The 20,222-nt window shown below is 48.3% G+C and carries 21 protein-coding genes; 17 read left to right on the top strand and 4 right to left on the bottom strand.

Annotation, left to right across the window (positions count from 1 at the left end; translation table 11 throughout):
- Positions 1–591: a GNAT family N-acetyltransferase gene (locus Q8O77_RS16290; protein WP_305555623.1), complete on the top strand. Its 591-nt coding sequence runs from the start codon at positions 1–3 to the stop codon at positions 589–591.
- A 291-nt stretch (positions 592–882) separates the two neighbouring features.
- On the opposite strand, the gene smrA is transcribed toward Q8O77_RS16290, so the two are convergent.
- Positions 883–1,473 carry a DNA endonuclease SmrA gene (gene smrA / locus Q8O77_RS16285; protein WP_305555620.1) on the bottom strand — a complete coding sequence of 197 codons (591 nt, stop codon included), beginning with the start codon at positions 1,471–1,473 and terminating at the stop codon, positions 883–885.
- Between the two features lie 69 nt (positions 1,474–1,542).
- Positions 1,543–1,824 (bottom strand): hypothetical protein, encoded by a 282-nt coding sequence (locus Q8O77_RS16280; RefSeq protein ID WP_305555617.1) that lies wholly within the window; start codon positions 1,822–1,824, stop codon positions 1,543–1,545.
- 183 nt (positions 1,825–2,007) lie between these two features.
- Between Q8O77_RS16280 and Q8O77_RS16275 the strand changes: the two genes are divergently transcribed.
- Positions 2,008–2,409, top strand: a complete 402-nt coding sequence (locus Q8O77_RS16275) for a hypothetical protein (RefSeq protein ID WP_305555615.1) — start codon at positions 2,008–2,010, stop codon at positions 2,407–2,409.
- A 25-nt stretch (positions 2,410–2,434) separates the two neighbouring features.
- Here Q8O77_RS16275 and Q8O77_RS16270 read toward each other — a convergent pair whose 3' ends face one another.
- Entirely contained in the window at positions 2,435–3,766 is a 1,332-nt protein-coding gene (locus tag Q8O77_RS16270) for a M20/M25/M40 family metallo-hydrolase (protein WP_305555612.1), read from the bottom strand.
- Between the two features lie 130 nt (positions 3,767–3,896).
- Between Q8O77_RS16270 and Q8O77_RS16265 the strand changes: the two genes are divergently transcribed.
- Both Q8O77_RS16265 and Q8O77_RS16260 read left to right on the top strand, forming a co-directional pair.
- Complete coding sequence (locus Q8O77_RS16265) at positions 3,897–4,265, top strand: response regulator transcription factor (RefSeq protein WP_305555609.1); 369 nt, start codon at positions 3,897–3,899, stop codon at positions 4,263–4,265.
- A 122-nt stretch (positions 4,266–4,387) separates the two neighbouring features.
- Positions 4,388–4,690 carry a metalloregulator ArsR/SmtB family transcription factor gene (locus tag Q8O77_RS16260; RefSeq protein WP_305555606.1) on the top strand — a complete coding sequence of 101 codons (303 nt, stop codon included), beginning with the start codon at positions 4,388–4,390 and terminating at the stop codon, positions 4,688–4,690.
- A 63-nt stretch (positions 4,691–4,753) separates the two neighbouring features.
- On the opposite strand, the gene rpsT is transcribed toward Q8O77_RS16260, so the two are convergent.
- Entirely contained in the window at positions 4,754–5,023 is a 270-nt protein-coding gene (gene rpsT / locus Q8O77_RS16255; protein WP_027670768.1) for a 30S ribosomal protein S20, read from the bottom strand.
- 175 nt (positions 5,024–5,198) lie between these two features.
- On the opposite strand from rpsT, the gene murJ reads away from it, so the two are divergent.
- The 13 genes from murJ to Q8O77_RS16190 all read left to right on the top strand — a co-directional run bounded on the left by murJ (position 5,199) and on the right by Q8O77_RS16190 (position 20,215).
- A complete protein-coding gene (gene murJ / locus Q8O77_RS16250; RefSeq protein ID WP_305555600.1) occupies positions 5,199–6,773 on the top strand; it encodes a murein biosynthesis integral membrane protein MurJ in 1,575 nt (524 codons plus the stop codon).
- A 50-nt stretch (positions 6,774–6,823) separates the two neighbouring features.
- A complete protein-coding gene (gene ribF, locus Q8O77_RS16245) occupies positions 6,824–7,798 on the top strand; it encodes a bifunctional riboflavin kinase/FAD synthetase (RefSeq protein WP_305555597.1) in 975 nt (324 codons plus the stop codon).
- Positions 7,795–10,623: an isoleucine--tRNA ligase gene (gene ileS, locus Q8O77_RS16240; protein WP_305555594.1), complete on the top strand. Its 2,829-nt coding sequence runs from the start codon at positions 7,795–7,797 to the stop codon at positions 10,621–10,623. The genes ribF and ileS overlap by 4 nt, the downstream gene beginning before the upstream one ends.
- Positions 10,623–11,111: a signal peptidase II gene (gene lspA, locus Q8O77_RS16235; protein ID WP_305555591.1), complete on the top strand. Its 489-nt coding sequence runs from the start codon at positions 10,623–10,625 to the stop codon at positions 11,109–11,111. The genes ileS and lspA overlap by 1 nt, the downstream gene beginning before the upstream one ends.
- On the top strand, positions 11,108–11,545 hold the full coding sequence (gene fkpB / locus Q8O77_RS16230; protein ID WP_305555588.1) for an FKBP-type peptidyl-prolyl cis-trans isomerase: 438 nt from the start codon (positions 11,108–11,110) through the stop codon (positions 11,543–11,545). Before lspA ends, fkpB begins: the two co-directional genes overlap by 4 nt.
- 3 nt (positions 11,546–11,548) lie before the next feature.
- A complete protein-coding gene (gene ispH / locus Q8O77_RS16225; protein WP_305555585.1) occupies positions 11,549–12,478 on the top strand; it encodes a 4-hydroxy-3-methylbut-2-enyl diphosphate reductase in 930 nt (309 codons plus the stop codon).
- 81 nt (positions 12,479–12,559) lie between these two features.
- Entirely contained in the window at positions 12,560–13,588 is a 1,029-nt protein-coding gene (locus Q8O77_RS16220) for a sensor histidine kinase (protein WP_305555582.1), read from the top strand.
- Positions 13,589–13,597: 9 nt separating this feature from the next.
- A complete protein-coding gene (locus Q8O77_RS16215) occupies positions 13,598–14,302 on the top strand; it encodes a LytTR family DNA-binding domain-containing protein (protein ID WP_305555579.1) in 705 nt (234 codons plus the stop codon).
- A gap of 125 nt (positions 14,303–14,427) precedes the next feature.
- Complete coding sequence (locus Q8O77_RS16210) at positions 14,428–14,991, top strand: GspH/FimT family pseudopilin (RefSeq protein WP_305555576.1); 564 nt, start codon at positions 14,428–14,430, stop codon at positions 14,989–14,991.
- Positions 14,991–15,449, top strand: coding sequence for a type IV pilus modification protein PilV (gene pilV, locus Q8O77_RS16205; protein ID WP_305555573.1), 459 nt, complete (start codon positions 14,991–14,993; stop codon positions 15,447–15,449). The genes Q8O77_RS16210 and pilV overlap by 1 nt, the downstream gene beginning before the upstream one ends.
- Positions 15,449–16,378, top strand: a complete 930-nt coding sequence (locus Q8O77_RS16200; protein ID WP_305555570.1) for a hypothetical protein — start codon at positions 15,449–15,451, stop codon at positions 16,376–16,378. The genes pilV and Q8O77_RS16200 overlap by 1 nt, the downstream gene beginning before the upstream one ends.
- The gene (locus Q8O77_RS16195; protein ID WP_305555567.1) at positions 16,378–16,887 is read left to right on the top strand and encodes a PilX N-terminal domain-containing pilus assembly protein; all 510 of its coding nucleotides are present in this window, start codon (positions 16,378–16,380) and stop codon (positions 16,885–16,887) included. Before Q8O77_RS16200 ends, Q8O77_RS16195 begins: the two co-directional genes overlap by 1 nt.
- A gap of 28 nt (positions 16,888–16,915) precedes the next feature.
- The gene (locus Q8O77_RS16190) at positions 16,916–20,215 is read left to right on the top strand and encodes a pilus assembly protein (RefSeq protein ID WP_305555564.1); all 3,300 of its coding nucleotides are present in this window, start codon (positions 16,916–16,918) and stop codon (positions 20,213–20,215) included.
- The last annotated feature ends 7 nt before the right edge of the window (positions 20,216–20,222 follow it).

Raw genomic sequence — 20,222 nt, 5'->3', positions numbered from 1 at the left:
GTGACGATAACAAAGCATACTGAAGTGACTACCTGGTTTTTGCAGTTCGATGCGGTGCCGCCAATGCATATTGACTGGCCACAGGGCACGCAGTTAGTCGAAGCAGAAATTGCCAGTCCGGAGCTTAGCCAGTTTATGTTCAGAACGGTGGGCGGACCCTGGCGTTGGTTTAGCCGTTTAAGCTGGAATTATCAGCAATGGCTGGATTATCTGACGCAACAACAGGTGCGTACCTGGTTGTTGTGGGTACAAGGCACGCCGGCCGGTTATATTGAGCTGTTGAAGCATGCTGATCAAAGTGTGGAAATTAAGTTCTTTGGTTTAGTGCCGCAGTTTATCGGCCGTGGCTTAGGTTTAAAGCTGGCGCAAGCTGCAGTGATGCAGGCGGCACAGTGGCAGGCTGCCAAAATTTGGCTGCATACCTGCAGTGCCGATCATCCGTCGGCGTTGAAAAATTACCAACATGCCGGTTTTAGCATTACGCATACAGAAACCATTACAGAGGCTTTACCGCAGCTGAATGACAGCCGCTTATTAGCGGCAGATTTTATTTATTCTGCCTTGGCGCACCACAGTAAAAGTGCTGGTTAAATACACAGTTATTGTAACTTTATTACAACTTAACTACACTTAACGCCGGTTTGGGGAAACTTAGGCCAACTTGCTAAATAGAATAATAAAAAGCGTTACTGAGGTTAGTTATGAGTAAAGCGTCCAGTCGTGGTTTTGGCTTTACCGCAATCGCCGTTGTAGTGTGTTTAATGGCGTTATCGGCATTTTTGACCAAAGCCGAAGCTGTCTGCCTGTTGTGTGGTGGATAGCAGGAATCGAATGCAGTCAAACGGATTGACTAACCCTAACCCCCGGCTTGCCGGGGGTTAGTTATTTCTGCGCACCGCGTTTACTGTGTAACTCACGGTTTTCCCGCTTTTGCTCCGCATTTTTCTGCAGTAACACATAGGTTGCGCTGTAGCCGCCATGCTGTTTTTGTGCGGTATTGCAGGCCAGTACAACAGGAATTTGCGGTAACCATTTAAACACATAGCTGCGTAGTATGGCCGGATGCGGTTTGCTGTTGCGGCCCATGCCGTGGTGAATAAGCAAGGTACGTATGCCGCGCTTGTGGCAGTCATCAATAAAATAAAACAGTTCGCGTCTGGCGTCGCTAAGGCTTTTACCCAGCAGGTTCAGGGTGGCGTCCAGCTGATATTTGCCCAAGCGCAGGTTGCGGTACACGCCATCCTGCACGCCATCTTTTTTATAGGTGAAGGGCTCGTCCGGCTTTACCAGATCAACATATTCCATGCTGAGGTAATTCGGATCATATTCCATTTCCTGCTCTGCCGCTTTGCGTCTGGCTTGTTGCGCCAGGCTGGGGCTAAACTCACCTTGCTCCGGTAATACGGCATCTTGTGACAGGGGCTTAACGCCGGACATCTCCTGCAGAAACAACTCGACTTCTTCGTTTTGCATAGCGGGTACTCCTGTATGTCGGGCGGCAATTATAGCCTGCCGCTTCGTCAGACAAAAGTTTTACGCTGTTTACTCTGCTTGCGCAGTCAGACTTACCGGCGTGGTTTGTTGGGCGGTTTGCTCAGCTTTACGCGCTTTGGCAAAGCGAATTAAATAATAAGCATTAATTAGTAATACTAATAAGTTTGAGATAACGCCCTGTGGGATTGCAATGTGGCTGTAGTAAACAAACAGCAGGCTACAACCTACCAGTGTTGTCAGGCGTAACCAGAACACATCTTTAATAAAAAAAGCACCAATACAAATCGTTAGCCCAACCCAGCTGATTACGTCGAACACGATATTTTCCATGGCGCTTTCCTGCATACTACAGCGGTTAAAATTTGTGCGCATTATGCTGGCCGGATCTGTTTTACTCAACTGAGGAATTTTGTGGTTTTCAGATTAGTTAAATTGATGGGTTGTGGTTAATTGTTAAATGTGGCGAAAAAGTTGTTCTACACTTAGTTCAGGCTGAAAAAGCAGGAGCCAGCTATGATACCGGATAAAATATATGAAGTTTTGCCTTATGCTTATGTGGCTGTCGGCAGTGCGGTAATGCTGGCGACTAATGCCTGGCTGTTGGTAGTGTGCGGTTTCTTAATGGTGTGTGCCGGCGCGGTAGTGTGGGTGCTGCGCTCAGATAACCGCCGCTCCGATATTAAAGCGGCCCGCAGCAAGTACGGTGGTATCCTGCCGTTCTGGTGCTACGAGTTGTTGCCGTTCAGCTATTTTATGCTGGCGCTGCTGCTTTTTGCGTTGAGTAACAATATCTATTTTTATCCGTCAGCCATGATACTGCTGGTTATAGGTATGCAGTTGTGGTTGTTGCGTGGCAGTTATCGTAAGCATCAACGGCCGGTACTACATACCGGGCCGTTGCGTTCACGCGGTTAAATTGTCAGCCGGAAGTTGCGGTAAATCAGCGGCGTAAATCTACTTTGCTGTTTGCCACTTCGCCGGTGGTGATAAGCCAGGCTTCAACATTTTGTTGCATGGCGGCAGGGTCTATTTTATCCATGGTATCGTTTGGCGTGTGGTGATAGTCAAAGTAGTCTGTGCCATCTTGTTGCAGGCTGACTACCGGCACGCCCTGGGCTTTTAACACTGATACATCCGGGCCGCCGGATGCGGTATTGTCGCCCATCTCTACACCCAGCGGAGCCAGCTTCTGTTGCAAGGTGTTGCCAAAAGCCAATGCCTTCTCACCGAAGCCGGTGTCCAGACGCCAGATACGGCCGGCGCCAAAATCTGATTCAGATGCAAATACGTGGTTTTTCAGCGTGGCTGCATGTTTGGCGGCATAAGCGCGGGCACCGACTAAACCACCTTCTTCATTACCGAATAACACCACCCGCACGGTACGTTCGGGCCGCCCCTGCTGTTTCAGTAAAGCGCCGGTGGCCATTACTATGCCAACACCTGCGCCGTCATCCAGTGCACCTGTGCCTTCGTCCCACGAATCAAGGTGGGCACTGATCAGCACGATTTCATCCGGCCGCTTACTGCCGGTAATTTCCGCTATAACGTTATGGCTTACTACTTCACCCGGTAATTTATTCTGCATTTGTAAATGCAGGCTTAATTCCGGCTGGCGGCTGAGCATTTTATCCAATTGTATGGCATCCGGCACTGAAATCGCGGCAGCAGGAATTCGTGCTACTTCGTCGCTGTAACGCATAATGCCGGTATGAGCGAAGCGGTTAATGCTGGTGCCGACAGAGCGGATAATAATGGCTTTGGCACCAAGCTTTGCTGCTTCAACGGCACCTTGGGCGCGGGCACCGACCACTGAACCGTAAAAGGTACCCAGTTTATCTTTACCCATACTTTTATTGATAAAGACAATTTTGTCTTTGACTACGGCGGCATCAGCTTGTTTTAGCTGCTCGAGGCTGTCAAACATTACGACCTGAGCATTAATGCCATCAAACGGCGTGCCGATTGAGCCGCCAAGCGCAGTCACCACCAGATTCTGATGAAAGGGCGCGCTAACTGCCAGGCTGGCGTTGCCGCGCTGCCAATACTGCATGGTAAAAGGCTCGCTCCACACTTTATCATAACCCAGTTGCTTAAATTTTTGCTCTGCCCAAGCTACAGCACGGGCATCTGCCTCGCTACCGGCAAGGCGTTGTCCTACTTCTACCGTTAAAGACTCAGTAAGCTGATACGCCAGGGTATTATCCAGCGTCAGTTCATTCGCCGCTAAATTCAGGCTCAGTGCCGCAGTTATTGTTGTTAGCCACAATTTCATCTTTTCATTTTGTCCCGCTATTGTTAGAGTATTGATGACTCTAACACCTTTTTATCATGCCCTACATAGGGCAACGCTAAAAACGGTAGTTTGTCAGACGGAATGACATCAGGTAGTAAGGATGCAAGGAATGCCTCAATCGCTTAGTGCGCTTATCGTAGATGATGTAGCTGCTGTACGCAGTTATATCAGTCAAATTTTGCAGCAGTTGGGCATTACGTCGGTTATCGAAGCGGCGGACGGCAACACTGCCACGCAGTTGTTCAGCCAACATCAGCCACAATTGGTGTTTCTGGATATTCAGCTACCGGATATTGACGGCCAGCAATTGCTAAAGCTGTTTAAGCAACAGGACCAACATACCGTTGTTTTTATGGTGTCGGCATTTTCCAGTGTAGAAAACCTGAAACAAGCGATTGAAAATGGTGCCAAAGCCTTTGTGATCAAGCCTTTTACTGCCAGTCGTATTAACAGCCTGGTGCGGCCACTACTGCATTAACTCCCCTATCGTGGATATTTTTTCGAAAATCGTTATTCTTTGTTAAATAAGAATGATTATATTGTCGCTCTATCCTTAAATCGGTAATATTAGTCCATCCGGACAGACAGAGTGTAAGTGTAATGAATTTACAGGATATGTTGAAAAACTCCGCCAAAGCCGTAAAGCTGCTCAAGGCAGTGTCGAATGAGAGGCGGTTACTGATCCTATGCCACTTGCTGGAAGGGGAGTTGTCAGTCGGGGAAATGAATCAGAAACTGGAGCTTAGCCAATCTGCTTTGTCACAGCATCTGGCATTGTTACGCCGGCATAAGCTGGTAAAAACCCGCAAAGAAGCGCAAACCGTATTTTATAGCCTGAACAGTAAAGAAGCCGAAGCGTTAATTGCGTTGATGCATAAACTGTATTGCTCGGATGATGCCTGACAGCTACAGCATAGCAGCAACAAAAAAGCCGGCGTAAGCCGGCTTTTTTGTTGGAACTGTGTCTTAAGCGGCGCTTAATGCTTTTACATGTGCATTTAAACGAGCTTTATGACGTGCTGCTTTGTTCTTGTGGATCAGACCTTTAGAGGCCATACGATCAAGAACAGGCACCATTTTCTTGAATGCTTCAGTTGAAGCAGTTACGTCAGCAGTTAAAACCGCCGCGTAGGTTTTCTTTATGAAAGTACGCATCATAGAACGTTGCGAAGCATTTTGCTGACGACGTTTTTCTGATTGAATTGCGCGCTTCTTAGCAGACTTAATGTTAGCCAAGGTAACACTCCTAAAAAACTAAACCGGACCCATCAAAGGCCGCATAATATGCCTATTTAATGGCCCGTTGTCAAATGCTTTAACGGTAAAGTCACAGATTTTAATCCGATAGCCTACTGGTAATCCGTCGCAGTATAGAGGCAAAATAGCCGCTGGTAACAAGAAGGAAGTTTTAGTGTCAGCAAAGTTATTAAAATCAGGCCTTATTGTCAGCTTTATGACATTAATTTCCCGTGTGCTGGGGTTGGTGCGTGACGTAGTAGTGGCGAATTTTATCGGTGCCGGTGCGGCTGCCGACGTATTCTTTTTTGCTAACCGTATTCCGAATTTTCTGCGGCGTTTATTTGCTGAAGGTGCCTTTTCGCAAGCCTTCGTGCCGGTGCTGGCCGAGGTAAAAGCCAAACATGGCGATGATGCTGTGCGCGAACTGTTGGCAAAAGTGGCTGGCAGCCTCGGCGTTGTGGTCACTGTAGTCACGTTGTTTGGTGTAATTGCATCGCCGCTGGTGGCGATGTTGTTCGGCATGGGCTGGTTTGTCGAATGGCTGAATGACGGCCCGGAAGCAGATAAATTTGAGCTGGCCAGCCTGATGCTGAAAATTACCTTTCCGTATTTATGGTTTATCAGCCTGGTGGCGTTATCCGGTGCTGTGCTTAATACCTACAACCGTTTCGCCGTGGCGGCCTTTACGCCGGTATTTTTAAATATCGCCATTATTGCCTGTGCGGTGTATATGGCACCCACACTTAATGAGCCGGCACTGGCGCTGGCTTGGGGCGTGTTTATCGGTGGGGTGGTGCAGTTATTATTTCAGTTGCCGTTTTTGGCCAAAGCTGGTTTGCTGGTATGGCCCAAATGGGGCTGGCGTGATGAAAACGTCACTAAAATTCGTAAACTGATGCTGCCGGCGTTGTTTGGTGTGTCGGTAAGCCAGATTAATTTATTGCTTGATACCGTTATCGCCTCGTTTTTGCTTACCGGCGCTGTAAGCTGGCTTTATTATTCCGACCGGTTAATAGAGTTTCCGCTGGGTTTATTTGGCATTGCCATAGCTACAGTAATTTTACCGAATTTATCCCGCCATCATGCCGGCGCCAATACAGAGCGCTTTAGCCAGACACTGGACTGGTCATTGCGCTTTGTCGCCTTATTCGGCATTCCGGCTATGGCAGGTTTAATGGTGTTATCACAACCGATTATCGCTTTGCTGTTTATGCGCGGCGAGTTTAGCCAAAACGACGTGCTGATGGTGTCGTACAGTTTAATTGCCTATAGCACCGGTTTACTTAGCTATATGCTGATAAAAGTACTGGCACCCGGGTTTTATGCGCGCCAGGACATTAAAACGCCGGTACGCATCGGTATTATTGCCATGGTAGCGAATATGGCGTTTAACCTGATGCTGGCACCATTTTTAAGCTATGTTGGCCTGGCGCTGGCTACTGCGATGTCAGCCAGCTTAAACGCCTATTTATTGTATCGTGGTTTAAAACTGGCCGGCGTATACCAACTAAGTAAAACCAGCAGGGTATTTTTGTTGAAGCTGGTTATCGCCAGCCTGGTAATGGCGGGCCTGCTGTATTGGCAAACGCCAACCCTGGCCGCTTGGGTACAACTGAGTTTTACTGCTCAGGCGTGGCGTTTAAGCGCGCTGTGTGGCTTGGCGGTAACGGGTTATTTTGCCCTGTTGTGGTTGCTTGGTGTACGTTTGCGTCATTTTAAAGCCAATTCTGTTGCTGAAAGCAATTGATTAAGTGGTTATAATGCGCGGTTTATAATCAGCACTCAGAAACGGCAGGCATGGAGTTAATTCGCGGCTTACACAATATTCAGCCCCGGCATCGCGGTTGTGTGCTTACCATCGGTAATTTTGATGGCGTGCATTTGGGCCATCAGGCGGTGCTGCATAAAGTGGTGGCTATTGCCAAACAAATGCAGCTGCCGTCATGCGTGATGCTGTTTGAACCACAGCCGTTGGAGTTGTTTGCCGGCACTGCGGCACCGGCACGCTTAACGAGGTTTCGCGAGAAGTACAACGCGCTGGCACAACTGGGTATTGATCGCTTGTTATGCGTTAATTTTACGCCTGCTTTTGCTGCGCAGGCGCCGGAGCAATTTATTCAGCAGTTGTTGCTAAAACAGCTGGGTGTAGAGCACTTAATTGTGGGTGATGATTTTCGCTTTGGCAGTCAGCGTAGCGGTAATTTTGAGTTATTAGCCCTGGCGTCTGAGCAATACCAATTCAGTTTGTGCAGCACTTCAAGTTTAGTGTTAGGCCAGCAGCGCATCAGCAGCACCTTGATCCGTCAGGCGCTGGCAGAGGATAAGTTAACCCTGGCCGCAGAGATGCTGGGCCGGCCTTTTGCTTTAACCGGCCGCGTGCGGCATGGCCGCAAATTAGGCCGCGACCTGGGCTTTCCGACCGCCAATGTGTTTTTATACCGGCGTAAGCTGCCGGTAGCGGGAGTGTATGCCATTACGGCGAACACGGTATTTGGCAGTTATTATGGCGTAGCCAATATTGGTAACCGGCCGACTGTACAGGGCCAACGCCAGCAGCTTGAAGCGCATTTGTTTGATTTTAAAGGCGATTTATACGGCAGCCAAATAGAAGTGTTATTGCAGCATAAGTTGCGTAACGAACAACGTTTCGACGGTTTAGCCGCATTACAACAACAAATTGCTGCTGATGTGACAGCAGCAAAAGCATTTTTTCAGCATGGCGCTTTAACACCAGCGCATGCCACTACTGATAAGACGGAACCCAACGGATGAGCGACTATAAGCATACCCTGAATTTGCCGGAAACGGCTTTTGCGATGCGCGCCAATCTGGCGCAGCGCGAGCCGCAAATGCTGGCCAAATGGACCGAAGCCGATTTATACGGCAAAATTCGTGCAGCCAAAAAAGGTAAAAAAACCTTTATTTTGCACGACGGCCCGCCCTACGCTAACGGCAATATTCATATCGGGCATGCGGTTAACAAAATTCTGAAAGACATTATCGTTAAAGCCAAAACGCTGGACGATTTTGACGCGCCCTATGTACCGGGTTGGGACTGTCACGGCCTGCCAATTGAACTGGTAGTGGAGAAAAAATACGGCAAGCCGGGCACCAAGTTAACCGCTGCCGAATTCCGGCAAAAATGCCGCGAATACGCTGCCACGCAAATTGATGCGCAGCGCACCGACTTTATCCGTTTAGGTGTGCTGGGCGACTGGCAAAACCCGTACCGCACTATGGATTACGGTTTTGAAGCCAATATCATCCGCTCGCTGAGCAAAATCATTGATAACGGCCATTTACAGCAGGGCTTTAAGCCGGTGCACTGGTGTACCGACTGTGGCTCAGCGTTGGCAGAAGCGGAAGTGGAATATCAGGATAAAGTATCACCGGCAATTGACGTACGTTTTGCTTTAGTAGATGAAGCCGCGGTAGACCGCTTTGATCATCCTGAAGGTAAACGTGGCAGTGGCAAAGTATCGGTAGTGATCTGGACCACCACGCCCTGGACTATTCCGGCCAACCGTGCGGTGGCATTAAACGCCAAACTGGATTACAGCCTGGTACAGGTAGAGCAGGGCCCGCTGGGTGCTGAGCGCTTAATTATTGCGACTGACCTGGTAAAAGATGTGATGGCGCGTGCCGGTATTGAACACTACCATGCGCTGGGTTTTGCTAAGGGTGCAGCGCTGGAATTAGTGCCATTACAACACCCGCTGTATGACTTTAGCGTACCGCTGATCATGGGCGAGCACGTTACTACCGACTCCGGCACCGGTTGTGTGCACACGGCGCCCGGCCATGGTCAGGAAGACTTTATTGTTGGTAAGCACTATAACCTTGAAGTGGCTAACCCGGTGGGCGCGAACGGCGTTTACCTGCCGGACACGCCACTGTTTGCCGGCCAGCATGTGTTTAAAGCGAACGACAGCGTAGTAGAGGCGTTAAAAGAAGCCGGCGCGTTGCTGGTGCACAAAGCTTATAAGCACAGCTACCCGCACTGCTGGCGGCATAAAACGCCGATTATTTTCCGTGCTACGCCGCAGTGGTTTATCAGCATGGAACAGCAGGGCCTGCGTGCTACGTCGCTTAAGCAAATTGAACAAACCCGCTGGATCCCGGATTGGGGCCAACAGCGGATTGAAAAAATGGTAGAAGGCCGGCCGGACTGGTGTATTTCACGCCAGCGTACCTGGGGTGTGCCGATAGCACTGTTTGTTGATAAAGACACCGGTGCGTTGCACCCGAACACTCAGGCGTTAATGGAGCAGGTGGCCAAGCTGGTAGAGCAAGACGGTATTCAGGCCTGGTTTGATTTAAGCGCGGAAACTCTGCTAGGCGACGATGCGCAGCAATACGTTAAGGTAAGTGATACGCTGGATGTCTGGTTCGACTCCGGTGTTACCCATGCCTGCGTGGTTGATGTGCGGCCGGAGTTTGGCGGCGCCGATCAGGCCGATTTATACCTGGAAGGCTCAGATCAGCACCGGGGCTGGTTTATGTCGTCCTTGATGACCGGCGTTAGCATCAAGCATAAAGCACCGTATAAGCAAGTACTGACACATGGCTTTACCGTAGACGGTGATGGCCGCAAGATGTCGAAATCGCTGGGGAATGTGGTATCACCACAAGACGTGATGAACAAATTAGGCGCCGATATTTTGCGCTTATGGGTGGCCACTACCGATTACACCTCAGAGATGACAGTGTCGGATGAAATATTAAACCGTGCAGCGGACAAATACCGCCGCATCCGCAACACCGCACGCTTTTTACTGGCAAACTTAAACGGCTTTAATCCGGCAACCGATTTAGTGCCGTTTGACAAAATGGTTGAGCTGGACCTGTGGGTAGTGAACCGCGCGGCTAAATTGCAGCAGGAAATTATCGCCGCTTACGATAACTATCAGTTCCATCAGGTAAGCCAAAAGCTGATGAACTTCTGTACCGTAGAGCTGGGTAGCTTTTATCTGGATGTGATTAAAGATCGCCAATACACCGCCCACAGCGATGGTGTGGCGCGGCGCTCGTGTCAAACCGCGTTGTACCATATTGCCCAGGCGATGGTACGCTGGATGGCGCCGGTAATGAGCTTTACTGCGCAGGAAATCTGGCATGAACTGCCAGGCCAGCAGCAGGAATTTGTGTTTACTGATGTTTGGTATACCGGTTTTAGCGGTGTTACCGGTGGTAAGTTTGACGATGCTTTCTGGCAGCAATTGCTGCAGGTACGTGACGAAGTTAACAAGGTGCTGGAAGCGGCGCGGCGTGAAGATAAAATCGGCGCTTCACTGCAGGCCGAAGTAACCTTATATGCCTCAGCGGCGCTAGCGGCCGATTTGGCCAAGTTGGGGGATGAACTGCGTTTTGTACTGATCACCTCTACGGCGCAGGTAAGCACAGAAACAGCACCGGCCGATGCGGTGCAAACCGAATTAGCCGGCTTAAGCGTTCAGGTAGCTGCTTCAACGGCAGCAAAATGCGGCCGCTGCTGGCATCACCGCCATGATGTCGGCGCCGATGCGGCACATGCCGAGTTATGTCTGCGCTGCGTGAGCAATGTAGAAGGTGACGGCGAACAGCGGGCATTTGCATAATGGCAGTATTTAAAGATAGCGGTTGGCGCCTGTGGTGGCTGATGTTGTTGGTGCTGGTGGCGGATCAGATCAGTAAGCAGGTGGTGATTGCCAATATGCAGCTGTTTGATTCTATTGAGCTGCTGCCGTTTTTTAACTTTACCTATGTGCGTAACTACGGCGCAGCCTTCTCGTTTTTAAGTGACGCCGGTGGCTGGCAGCGTTGGTTCTTTACCTTTATTGCCGTAGCTATCAGTTGCGTGTTGGCGGTATGGCTGGCACGCAACAGCAAAACACAGTTAAAGCTGAACCTGGCGCTGAGTTTAGTGCTGGCTGGTGCTGTGGGTAACCTGATTGATCGTAGTATTTATGGCTACGTAATAGACTTTTTCCACCTGTATTATCAGAACTGGCATTATCCGGCGTTTAATATTGCCGACTCGGCCATCTGTATTGGTGCAGCCTTACTTATTTGGGACAGCTTTAGTAATAACGAGGTGAAAAAGTGACAAACGCAGTAATAGGCGCCAACAGCAGCGTAATTTTTCACTTTGATATTAAGTTGTCCGACGGCAGCGCGGCAGAAAGCACCCGGGTGCACAACAAGCCGGCGAAACTGCAGATGGGTGATGGCAGTATTTCCCCGGCGTTTGAAGCGCAGCTAAGTGGCTTGGCAGCCGGCGATAAAAAAACCTTTACGCTGGCGCCACAAGATGCCTACGGCATGCCAAACCCGGATAATATCTACTATGTTGACCGCAGTAAGTTCTCTGCCGATGCACCCGCTAAAGCCGGCATGATTATCGGTTTTACCATGCCGGATGGTTCTGAAATGCCGGGCCTGGTGCGTGAAGTGGTGGGCGAGTCGGTGACGATAGATTTTAACCACCCGCTGGCCGGGCAGACGCTGACCTTCAGCGTTGAAATAGTACAGGTAAGCTGAGTTATGGACATTTTATTAGCCAATCCGCGTGGCTTTTGTGCCGGCGTAGACCGCGCTATCAGCATTGTTGAGCGCGCACTGGAGCTGTACGAGCCACCAATTTATGTGCGCCACGAAGTGGTGCACAACAAGTTTGTTGTAGACGGTCTGCGCCGCCGCGGCGCGGTGTTTGTCGATGAGCTGAACGAAGTGCCGGATGGCAATATCGTTATTTTCAGTGCGCATGGTGTATCCCAGGCGGTGCGTGAAAACGCCAAACAGCGCGGCTTAAAAGTATTTGATGCTACCTGTCCGCTGGTAACCAAAGTACATATGGAAGTCACCCGTGCCAGCCGCAAAGGCATTGAGTGCATTCTGATTGGCCACGCCGGCCACCCCGAAGTAGAAGGCACCATGGGCCAGTATGATAACGCCGAAGGTGGCATTTATTTGGTCGAATCGGTTGATGATGTGGCGGCGCTGAAGGTGAAGAACCCGGCCCAGCTGTGTTTCAGCAGCCAAACGACGTTATCGGTGGATGACACTGCGGATGTGATTGATGCGCTGCGCAGCCGTTTCCCCGATATTGAAGGTCCGCGCAAAGATGATATCTGCTATGCCACGCAAAACCGCCAGGATGCGGTGCGCGATTTAGCCGCTAAAGCTGATTTGCTGCTGGTGGTGGGTGCGAAAAACAGCAGTAACTCCAACCGCTTGCGCGAACTGGCCGACAAAATGGGCTGCACCGCCTATTTAATCGATACCGCCAACGATATTCAGCAAGCTTGGCTTGATGGTATAAAAGCGGTAGGCGTAACTGCCGGTGCCTCTGCACCTGAAGTGCTGGTGCAACAGGTAGTTAAACAGCTGCAGCAGTGGGGCGGTAAAACAGTAAGTGAAAACCCCGGCCGCGAAGAAAATGTGGTGTTCGCTATCCCGGCAGAGCTGCGGTAATTTATTGCAGCTTTTGCCGGTTAACAACAATAGCAATATCAGTGTAGTATTCAGCCAACCAGGTTTTAACAGGATGGCTTGATGTTATTTCAATGGCAATTGCCACCGTTACAGATCCCTTATTTATGTCATAGTCGTTATATAGTAAGAGCTATGGTGCTGGCGCAAGCTGTTGCCGTAGTGCTTGCATTTGCTCCGGGATTACAAAGTGACAATGTCTGGGGCCGTTTGGGGGTTATCAGCGTATTTGTACATTGGGTAGTGTTATTAACCGTATTATGTTTATGCGTATTACGCAGAAAAATTAACCGCTTATCGCCTCTGTATATTCTTGTGGCTGCCAATTCAGTTTTTCTATTTATCACGTTTTGTATCAGCATGACCTCATATGCCTGGCTTGGCTCTTTTTTATCGGAATTCAGCCACAGTGTGTCGGGTTTTACGCTGAGTAATTTGATGGTTGCTTTTATTATTGCTTTGGTTGCGGTGCAATTTTTCATTATGCATACCGAGCGCAGTGAACAGGTTACAGCGCAAGGGCGGGCAGAACTCAGTGCTCTGCAGGCGCGAATTCAGCCACATTTTTTATTCAATAGTTTGAATACCGTAGCTGAGCTTACTCAGGTTGACGCTAAAGCCGCTGAAAAAGCATTGCTGGACTTGTCTGCTCTGTTTCGTGCTGCATTATATGCCGGAGAAATGGTGGCCTTAAAAGACGAGCTTCTCGTAGCGAGGCAATATTTGTCATTAGAGCAATGGCGTTTGGGTGAGCGAATGCAGGTAAATTGGGATATTAATGACACTATCCCGGATATACTTATTCCATCACTGACTATACAACCTTTGCTGGAAAATGCGGTGCGTTATGGCATTGAAAGCAGTTCTGCCACAAGTGTATTATCAATTGCTTGCACCGAAAGCCGTCAGGCGCTAAGTCTGGTAATTACCAATCCATTCTCTGATGTTAAAGGTATGCGGCGGGGTAATGGTGTAGCACTTAACAATATCCGGCAACGCCTGCAATTGCAGTATGGTGATCGGGCCAGTTTGACTCTTGGCGTTGTAGACGATGTCTTTCGCGTCAAGCTTGTTATTCCAAAGGCGCGCTAAGGTTGAAATATGCGTATATTAATCGTAGATGATGAACCCCTTGCAAGAGCAAGATTAAAAAGACTGCTTGCAGAGTTACATAGTTATGAGTGTATTGGTGAAGCTGAAAGTGCACGTAAGGCAATTGAACTCATACATTCGTGTCAGCCAGAGGTTGTACTGCTGGATATTGCTATGCCCGGGGCAGATGGCATTGATTTAGGCAAAGATATTCTGCAGCTGCCAACACCTCCGGCTGTTATTTTTGTGACAGCTCATCCGCAACATGCGTTAGAAGCATATCAGGCATCTCCTGCCGATTACCTGCTTAAGCCCGTTTCTATTGAGCGCCTGCAGCACGCATTGGAACGCGTAGGTATGCAAACTAAAGCTCATCTCGGCCGCAGAAATACCGAACCTAAAATTGGTTATGTGCAGGCGGGAGTGAAACGGCAGCTTGAATTAAAAGAGGTGCTGTTTTTCAGCGCAGAAGATAAGTATGTACGTATGGTTTTTACCTCGGGGGAGGCAATTATTGAGCAGAGCCTGGTGCAGTTGCAGCAACAGTTTCCAATGCAATTGCTAAGGGTGCACCGCAGTACTTTAATCAACAAAACGTACTTGTCCAGGTTGTTCTCCGCACACGGCAAGCACTGGGTGCAGCTGCTTGGTTGGGACGGCAAGCTGGAAGTAAGCCGTCGTGAAGTAGCCAATATTCGCAGTTGCATGTCTTAACTCAGTTTTATTACCGCCCGTCAGTTTATACCACCGTTTGTCGTAAAATCATTTTACTACCGTGATGATGATGTAAAGTCATACAGATAAAAATGTGTTGTGTTTTACGCAGAGATCTTAATCAAATGATAATTGCTCAAACAAAAAACCTTGCTGACAACGTTTTAACTGTAAGGCAGAACCAGGGGTTTACGTTGCTGGAGTTAATGGTGACGTTAGCGGTGGCAGCTATTGTACTGACGGTTGCTGTACCATCTTTTACTAATCTGATTGTGCGTAACTCATTGACAGGTGAAGCAAATGAGCTCATCTCTGCTTTTAATTTAGCCAGAAACGAAGCGATTAAACTGAATCAGAATACCCGGTTATGCCATTCTGATAATGGCGTAAACTGCTCAGCGCCGGGTGCTGCAGGCTGGCAAGGCTGGTTAATAGCAGATACAGGGAACAGAGTTATCGCCAGTGGTTTTTTTTCCGCAAATCTAAGAACAACAGGTACTGCTAATACAGATGTTATTCAGTTCACGTCTAACGGCCTGATCCGAAACAACGCTAACGGTGCGCCTTTAGGTGGGACTTTTACGATTTGTAGTGATTCAGAGCAGGTACCGCAAAATGCCAGATTAATGAACTTTGTCAGTGGTGGCAGAGTAAGTGTTGATGCTGTCCGGATTGAGGAGTGTGTCTGATGTTGCTTAATTGTGTAGCCCCCCGTTCTTACTTCAGACACCAACAGGGAGTAAGTTTAGTTGAGGTTTTGGTTGCAGTATTAATTCTGGGTATAGGAGTGTTGGGTGTTGCCGGATTACAAAACAGCTCTTTAAGAAACACCATGAGTGCCCAGGAGAGAACTTTACTGACGGTTATGGTAAGCCAACTGGCTGAGCAGATAACGGCAAATGAACAGGCCTTAGCCCGTAATACGAATGCAATTCCGCGGGCAAGCTTTAATGGAGACTGTGAAGCTCCCGGGGCTGCAATTGCCGGATGGGTTAATGATGTACAGCAATTGCTGTCAGATTCGGCCTGTCCAACTGTACAACAAGATCTGGCGGCAAGGGTATATACCATATCGATGGTTTGGGATGACAGTCGTGGTACTGAGGGGAATGATCAGATGACAATGACTTACGTGGTGGCATACTAATGAGAAATATTAGTAACATTAAACGCTTACTTGGGTTGTCATTAGTTGAGCTGATGATTGCTTTGGTTCTGGGACTGGTTGTTGTTGGTGGCGTTATTGGTGTCTTTATAGCAAACCAGACGACATTCAGAATGAACGAAGCGTCTGGCAGCATCCAGGAAAAAGTCAGAACAGCATTTCAATTAATGTCAGAAGATTTGAGATTGGCGGGCTATACAGGTTGCAATGAAAGGGCAACCCGGGTAGGACTCGCGGTGCCTGCCAGCTTTTGGACTACCTGGCCAGAGCCCGGAAATGGTATTACAGGTTTCGCAAACGGTGCGAACCCCGGCTTGACAAACGCTCCTTTGGCCGGCTCAGATGCTATTCATGCAGTATTTGGCAGCAATGTAATGGCGACGGTTGCACAGCATAATCCCGCAGCTCCGGCATCGTTTGTTACGAATGACGTGGTAGGTTTCTTACCCGGTGATCTCGTTATTGCCTGTGAACCATATAGCACGGTACATACCGCCATTTTTAACATTGCTGCTGAGGCTGCAGGAGGCGTAGGCGGTGTTGTTAGTTATGCCGGTGCGCTAGGCCTCAATGGTGTACCGATGACATTTTTACCCGGAGCGTCACTTACACAGCTAAATAGTGTGGTGTGGTATGTAGCGTTAAATAACGAAGGTAACCCGAGTTTATTCAGGGAGTCAGTGATTGCTGGTGTGCCGGTAGCTGAAGAGATAGCTGACAATATCAGTGATTTACAGTTGCGTTATTCGGGGCCGGGTATAGCGCTTACTGACGCGCCCACTGCAGCGCAATGGCCACAAATAAATGTTGTTGAGATAACATTACAGTTAAGTGCACTTGACGGCTTAGATCTGGCTGTAGAAAACAGAACATTTCGTTATGTCATTAATATCCGCAACAGGTATGCCTGATGAATATCACTCATATGACAAACTCAAAACAGCAAGGTGTGGCGCTAATCGTTTCGTTACTGCTATTAGTTGCTATTACACTTCTGGCGACATCTGCGATGCGCGGCACCATTATTCAGGAAAAAATGGCCAGCAACCTTTATGACAGAGAGCTGGCTATGCAGGCGGCTGAGCGCGCTTTAATCGCAGCTGAGCAACTTATCGTAACCGGGGCTCCTTTTGTTGCAATTCCTCCACGGGTACCAACTGCAGGCATGCAAGAAGCGTGGGAAGCGCCTCCTGCTGGTTTTGACTGGATTTCAATAGCCGCAGGGCAGGGACTACCAGCCGCAGAATACATTATTGAAGATCTCGACATTCAGCTGGCGCAGCCGGGGTGTTTGTCTACGGGGTCTGGTGATTCAAATGTTATATGCAGATTACGGGCATATCGTTTAACAGCGCGCACAGCTCCGATAGATGGTCGGGCAAGCGTTATGTTGCAAACCACTGTTGGTTTACCAATTTAACGGCAACTATTTGCTTATAGGTAAATGTATGAATAAAAGTAAATTTATTAGTTTTGCCGCTGCAGCTCTTTGGTCTGTTGGCACGGCGCAAGCTGCTGTTGATATTTCTCCGACACCACTGCAGACCGGCAGTGCGGTAGACCCGAATATATTGTTTTTAATAGATGATTCAGGCTCAATGCGCTGGGGTTTTATGAAAGATGATCTGGTAACCCGTATGAGCAATAATCGCTATTTACCCACCTGCAGTGGCAGAGGGGATTATGCCGGGGTGAGTAACACCTGTTTTCTCGACACATCCGGGCGCGCGTATTTGGCGTCCAGTCATATGAATAAAATCTATTTCGATCCCAACGAGAGTTATGAACCACCGGTTAATGAAGACGGTAATTTGTATGAGCCTGCCTCTTTTACTGCAGCGAAGGTTAACGGATATAACAGTAGTTCTGCCAGTATTAATCTATCGACTAAATACCGGGCGATAATGGATGATTATTACTATTATGGCCGAACGTCAGGTTCCAATACAAATCGCTTCGGCTTTACGGTGAGCCCCTCGGGTAATGAAGGTAAGGCTTTTTACTACACTTTCAAAACCGGTTGCGACGATGTTTATGCCAATGATTGTTATGACATAAAATATGTATCAGCAGCAGAACAACAAAAATTCGCCAATTGGTTTTCTTTTTACCGCACCCGAATGATGGCTGCGAAAACCGGCATCGGGCGGGCTTTTCAGCGACAGTCAAATACAATGCGGGTTGGCTATGCAGGTATCAATAAAGCCAGTAGTGACGGCACTATCAAAAATTCAACTAACGTAAGCTCACAAGCAAAAAAATTTGAAGGCGCCTCCAGAAAAGCATTTTTTAATTGGTTATACAATAAAGAAGCAGATGGCAGTACACCACTTATTGGCGCACTTACCGCAGCAGGTGAGTATTTTTCGTCTGCCCAGCCATGGCAATCCAGTGACACCGATTTTACCGAGTTAACATGCCGGCAGAGTTTTACCATGTTGATGACTGATGGTTATTATGGCGACTCAACTACTGCGGCAGGTAATGCTGACGGTACTGATGGCCCTTCTATAGCTTCCCCGGATGGTAGTACAGGGCAGTACAAAGCGATTGGGCCTTTTAAAGACGGTCACAGCAACACCCTTGCTGATGTTGCCATGAAATACTGGCGTTCAGATTTACGTCCGTTATTAGAGAACAGGGTACCGTCGTCAGAGGATTATCCTGCGTTTTGGCAGCATATGACAACTTTTGGCATAGGCTTTGGGGTAGATGGTGATGTGGTAATAGATGATGTGTTTGCGGCCATTAAAAATAAAGAGAATATTAATTGGCCTGATCCCACCACCAGCAATAATGCCAAGATAGATGATCTGCTGCACGCCAGCGTGAATAGTCGCGGCGGCTTTTTTAGTGCAGCAAAGCCAACGGACTTCGCCAATGGCCTTACCAGCACCTTGAATAAAATTAAAACAAGAGTAGGTTCAGCATCCAACCTTGCGGCAGTAAGTGCGTCAACGCAAGCCGGGGCTAAAGTATTTCAGGGCCGCTATCTTTCCGGAAAATGGGATGGTGATCTTTGGGCTTATGATTTGGAAGAGGGCGCAAGTGTTTCCTGGAAGGCGTCAGAGAAACTACCAAAATATACTGATAGAAATATCAAATTTATCAAGAGCAACTCATTAGTTGATTTTAAACCCGATAATCTGACGGCTGAACAAATGGGGCTGGAGAATGACGCTGTGAAGACAGCCGTTGTTAACTATTTGCGTGGCGACAGATCAAATGAGGTGCTGAGCAATGGTAGTTATAAATTTCGTGACAGAGTTGGGCCACTAGGTGATATTGCCAACTCTTCGCCGGTTTATGTTGCAGCTCCGGAGCGTATGGGCTACCAACGGTTTACTAATTGGCCTGAAGCATCCAGCTATGAAGCGTTTTTGGAAACTCACAAGAACAGACCACATATGGTTTATGTTGGCGCCAATGATGGCATGTTCCATGTATTTGACGCAAAGACTGGTGTTGAAACCTTTGCCTATATTCCTCAGGCAGTAATTCCGGAACTGAAAGAGTTAGCTAATGTAAATTATGCCCATCAGTACTATGTAGATGGTAACTCAACTGTACGTGATATTTATCTGGATGGTGAGTGGCGCACTGTGTTACTGACAACCACCGGACGCGGAGACTTTAGCAGTATCTTTGCACTTGATATTACCAATCCCGCCGATATTGAAGTACTTTTTGATATCTCATATAGCCCAATTGGTCAGAATGTTGGTACGCCGATAATAGCCAGAGCAAATGATGGTTCGTGGACTGCTCTGTTGGGGAGCGGATATAACAACAGTGCTAATAAAACAGGATTACTAAATTTTAAATTGGCGCAGTTACAAGGCCAATTTGGTGATTACAGTGGCGCTGCAGCTACGATGATTGTAGCAACAAACGATAGTAATAATGGATTCAGTAAGATAGAAAGCTGGGACTACGATTTTGACGGTAATATGGACTTTGTTTATAGCGGTGATGTACAGGGTAATATCTGGAAGTTCGATTTACGTGGCGCAGGCGGATGGAAAATGGCTAATAGTGGGCAACCATTATTTAAAGCTGTTGTTGGTGGAAAAGAACAACCGATTACCGGTGGTTTGACACTGTCAACAGAACCCGGCTCCGGTAAGCTCTGGTTACATTTTGGCACCGGTAAGTACCTGACGTTAGCCGATTTGGATTCCGCTAACTTCAGCACTCAGTCTATATATGGTTTAACGGATGATTTCAGTGACAGTGGTTTAACTTTAACCCGCAGCGATCTTGATGTCAGAGTGTTAACTACAGATGTTGAGGATCCTAACAGGCGGGGGTTGTCGGCCTCAACAGCATTAGGGCTGAACAAGCGCGGTTGGTATATAGATTTGGCAAATGGTGAGCGGGTTGTCTTACCAGCGCTATTAGCCGATCAGCAACTGGAGGTTACGACTATCACCCCGGACAACGACCCTTGTTTGGCTGGCGGTATCAGTTGGAAGCTGGCGATTGACCCCTATAAAGGCGGTAGATTAAGAACAAACTATTTTGATGTAGATGGGGACGGCGATTTCGATGACGGTGATAACTTATCAACCGGTGAGGTTACCAGTGGTCAAAGGACAGACGGTATTATCTCTGGTCGTGATATTGTAAGGAAGAAAGATGGCACCTATACCGGAGTAGATGGTGAGGGGGACGGTAGTTTGCCGCCACCGGAGCCGGTTAACATTGGCATTCGTTCTAACCGGCTAACCTGGCGTGAACTGCAGTAGAAATATT

The sequence above is a fragment of the Rheinheimera sp. genome, from assembly GCF_030690345.1.
Classification (GTDB): Bacteria; Pseudomonadota; Gammaproteobacteria; order Enterobacterales; family Alteromonadaceae; genus Alishewanella.
Note: the sequence above shows the minus strand (reverse complement) of the source record. Positions and strands in the feature narration are given on the sequence as shown.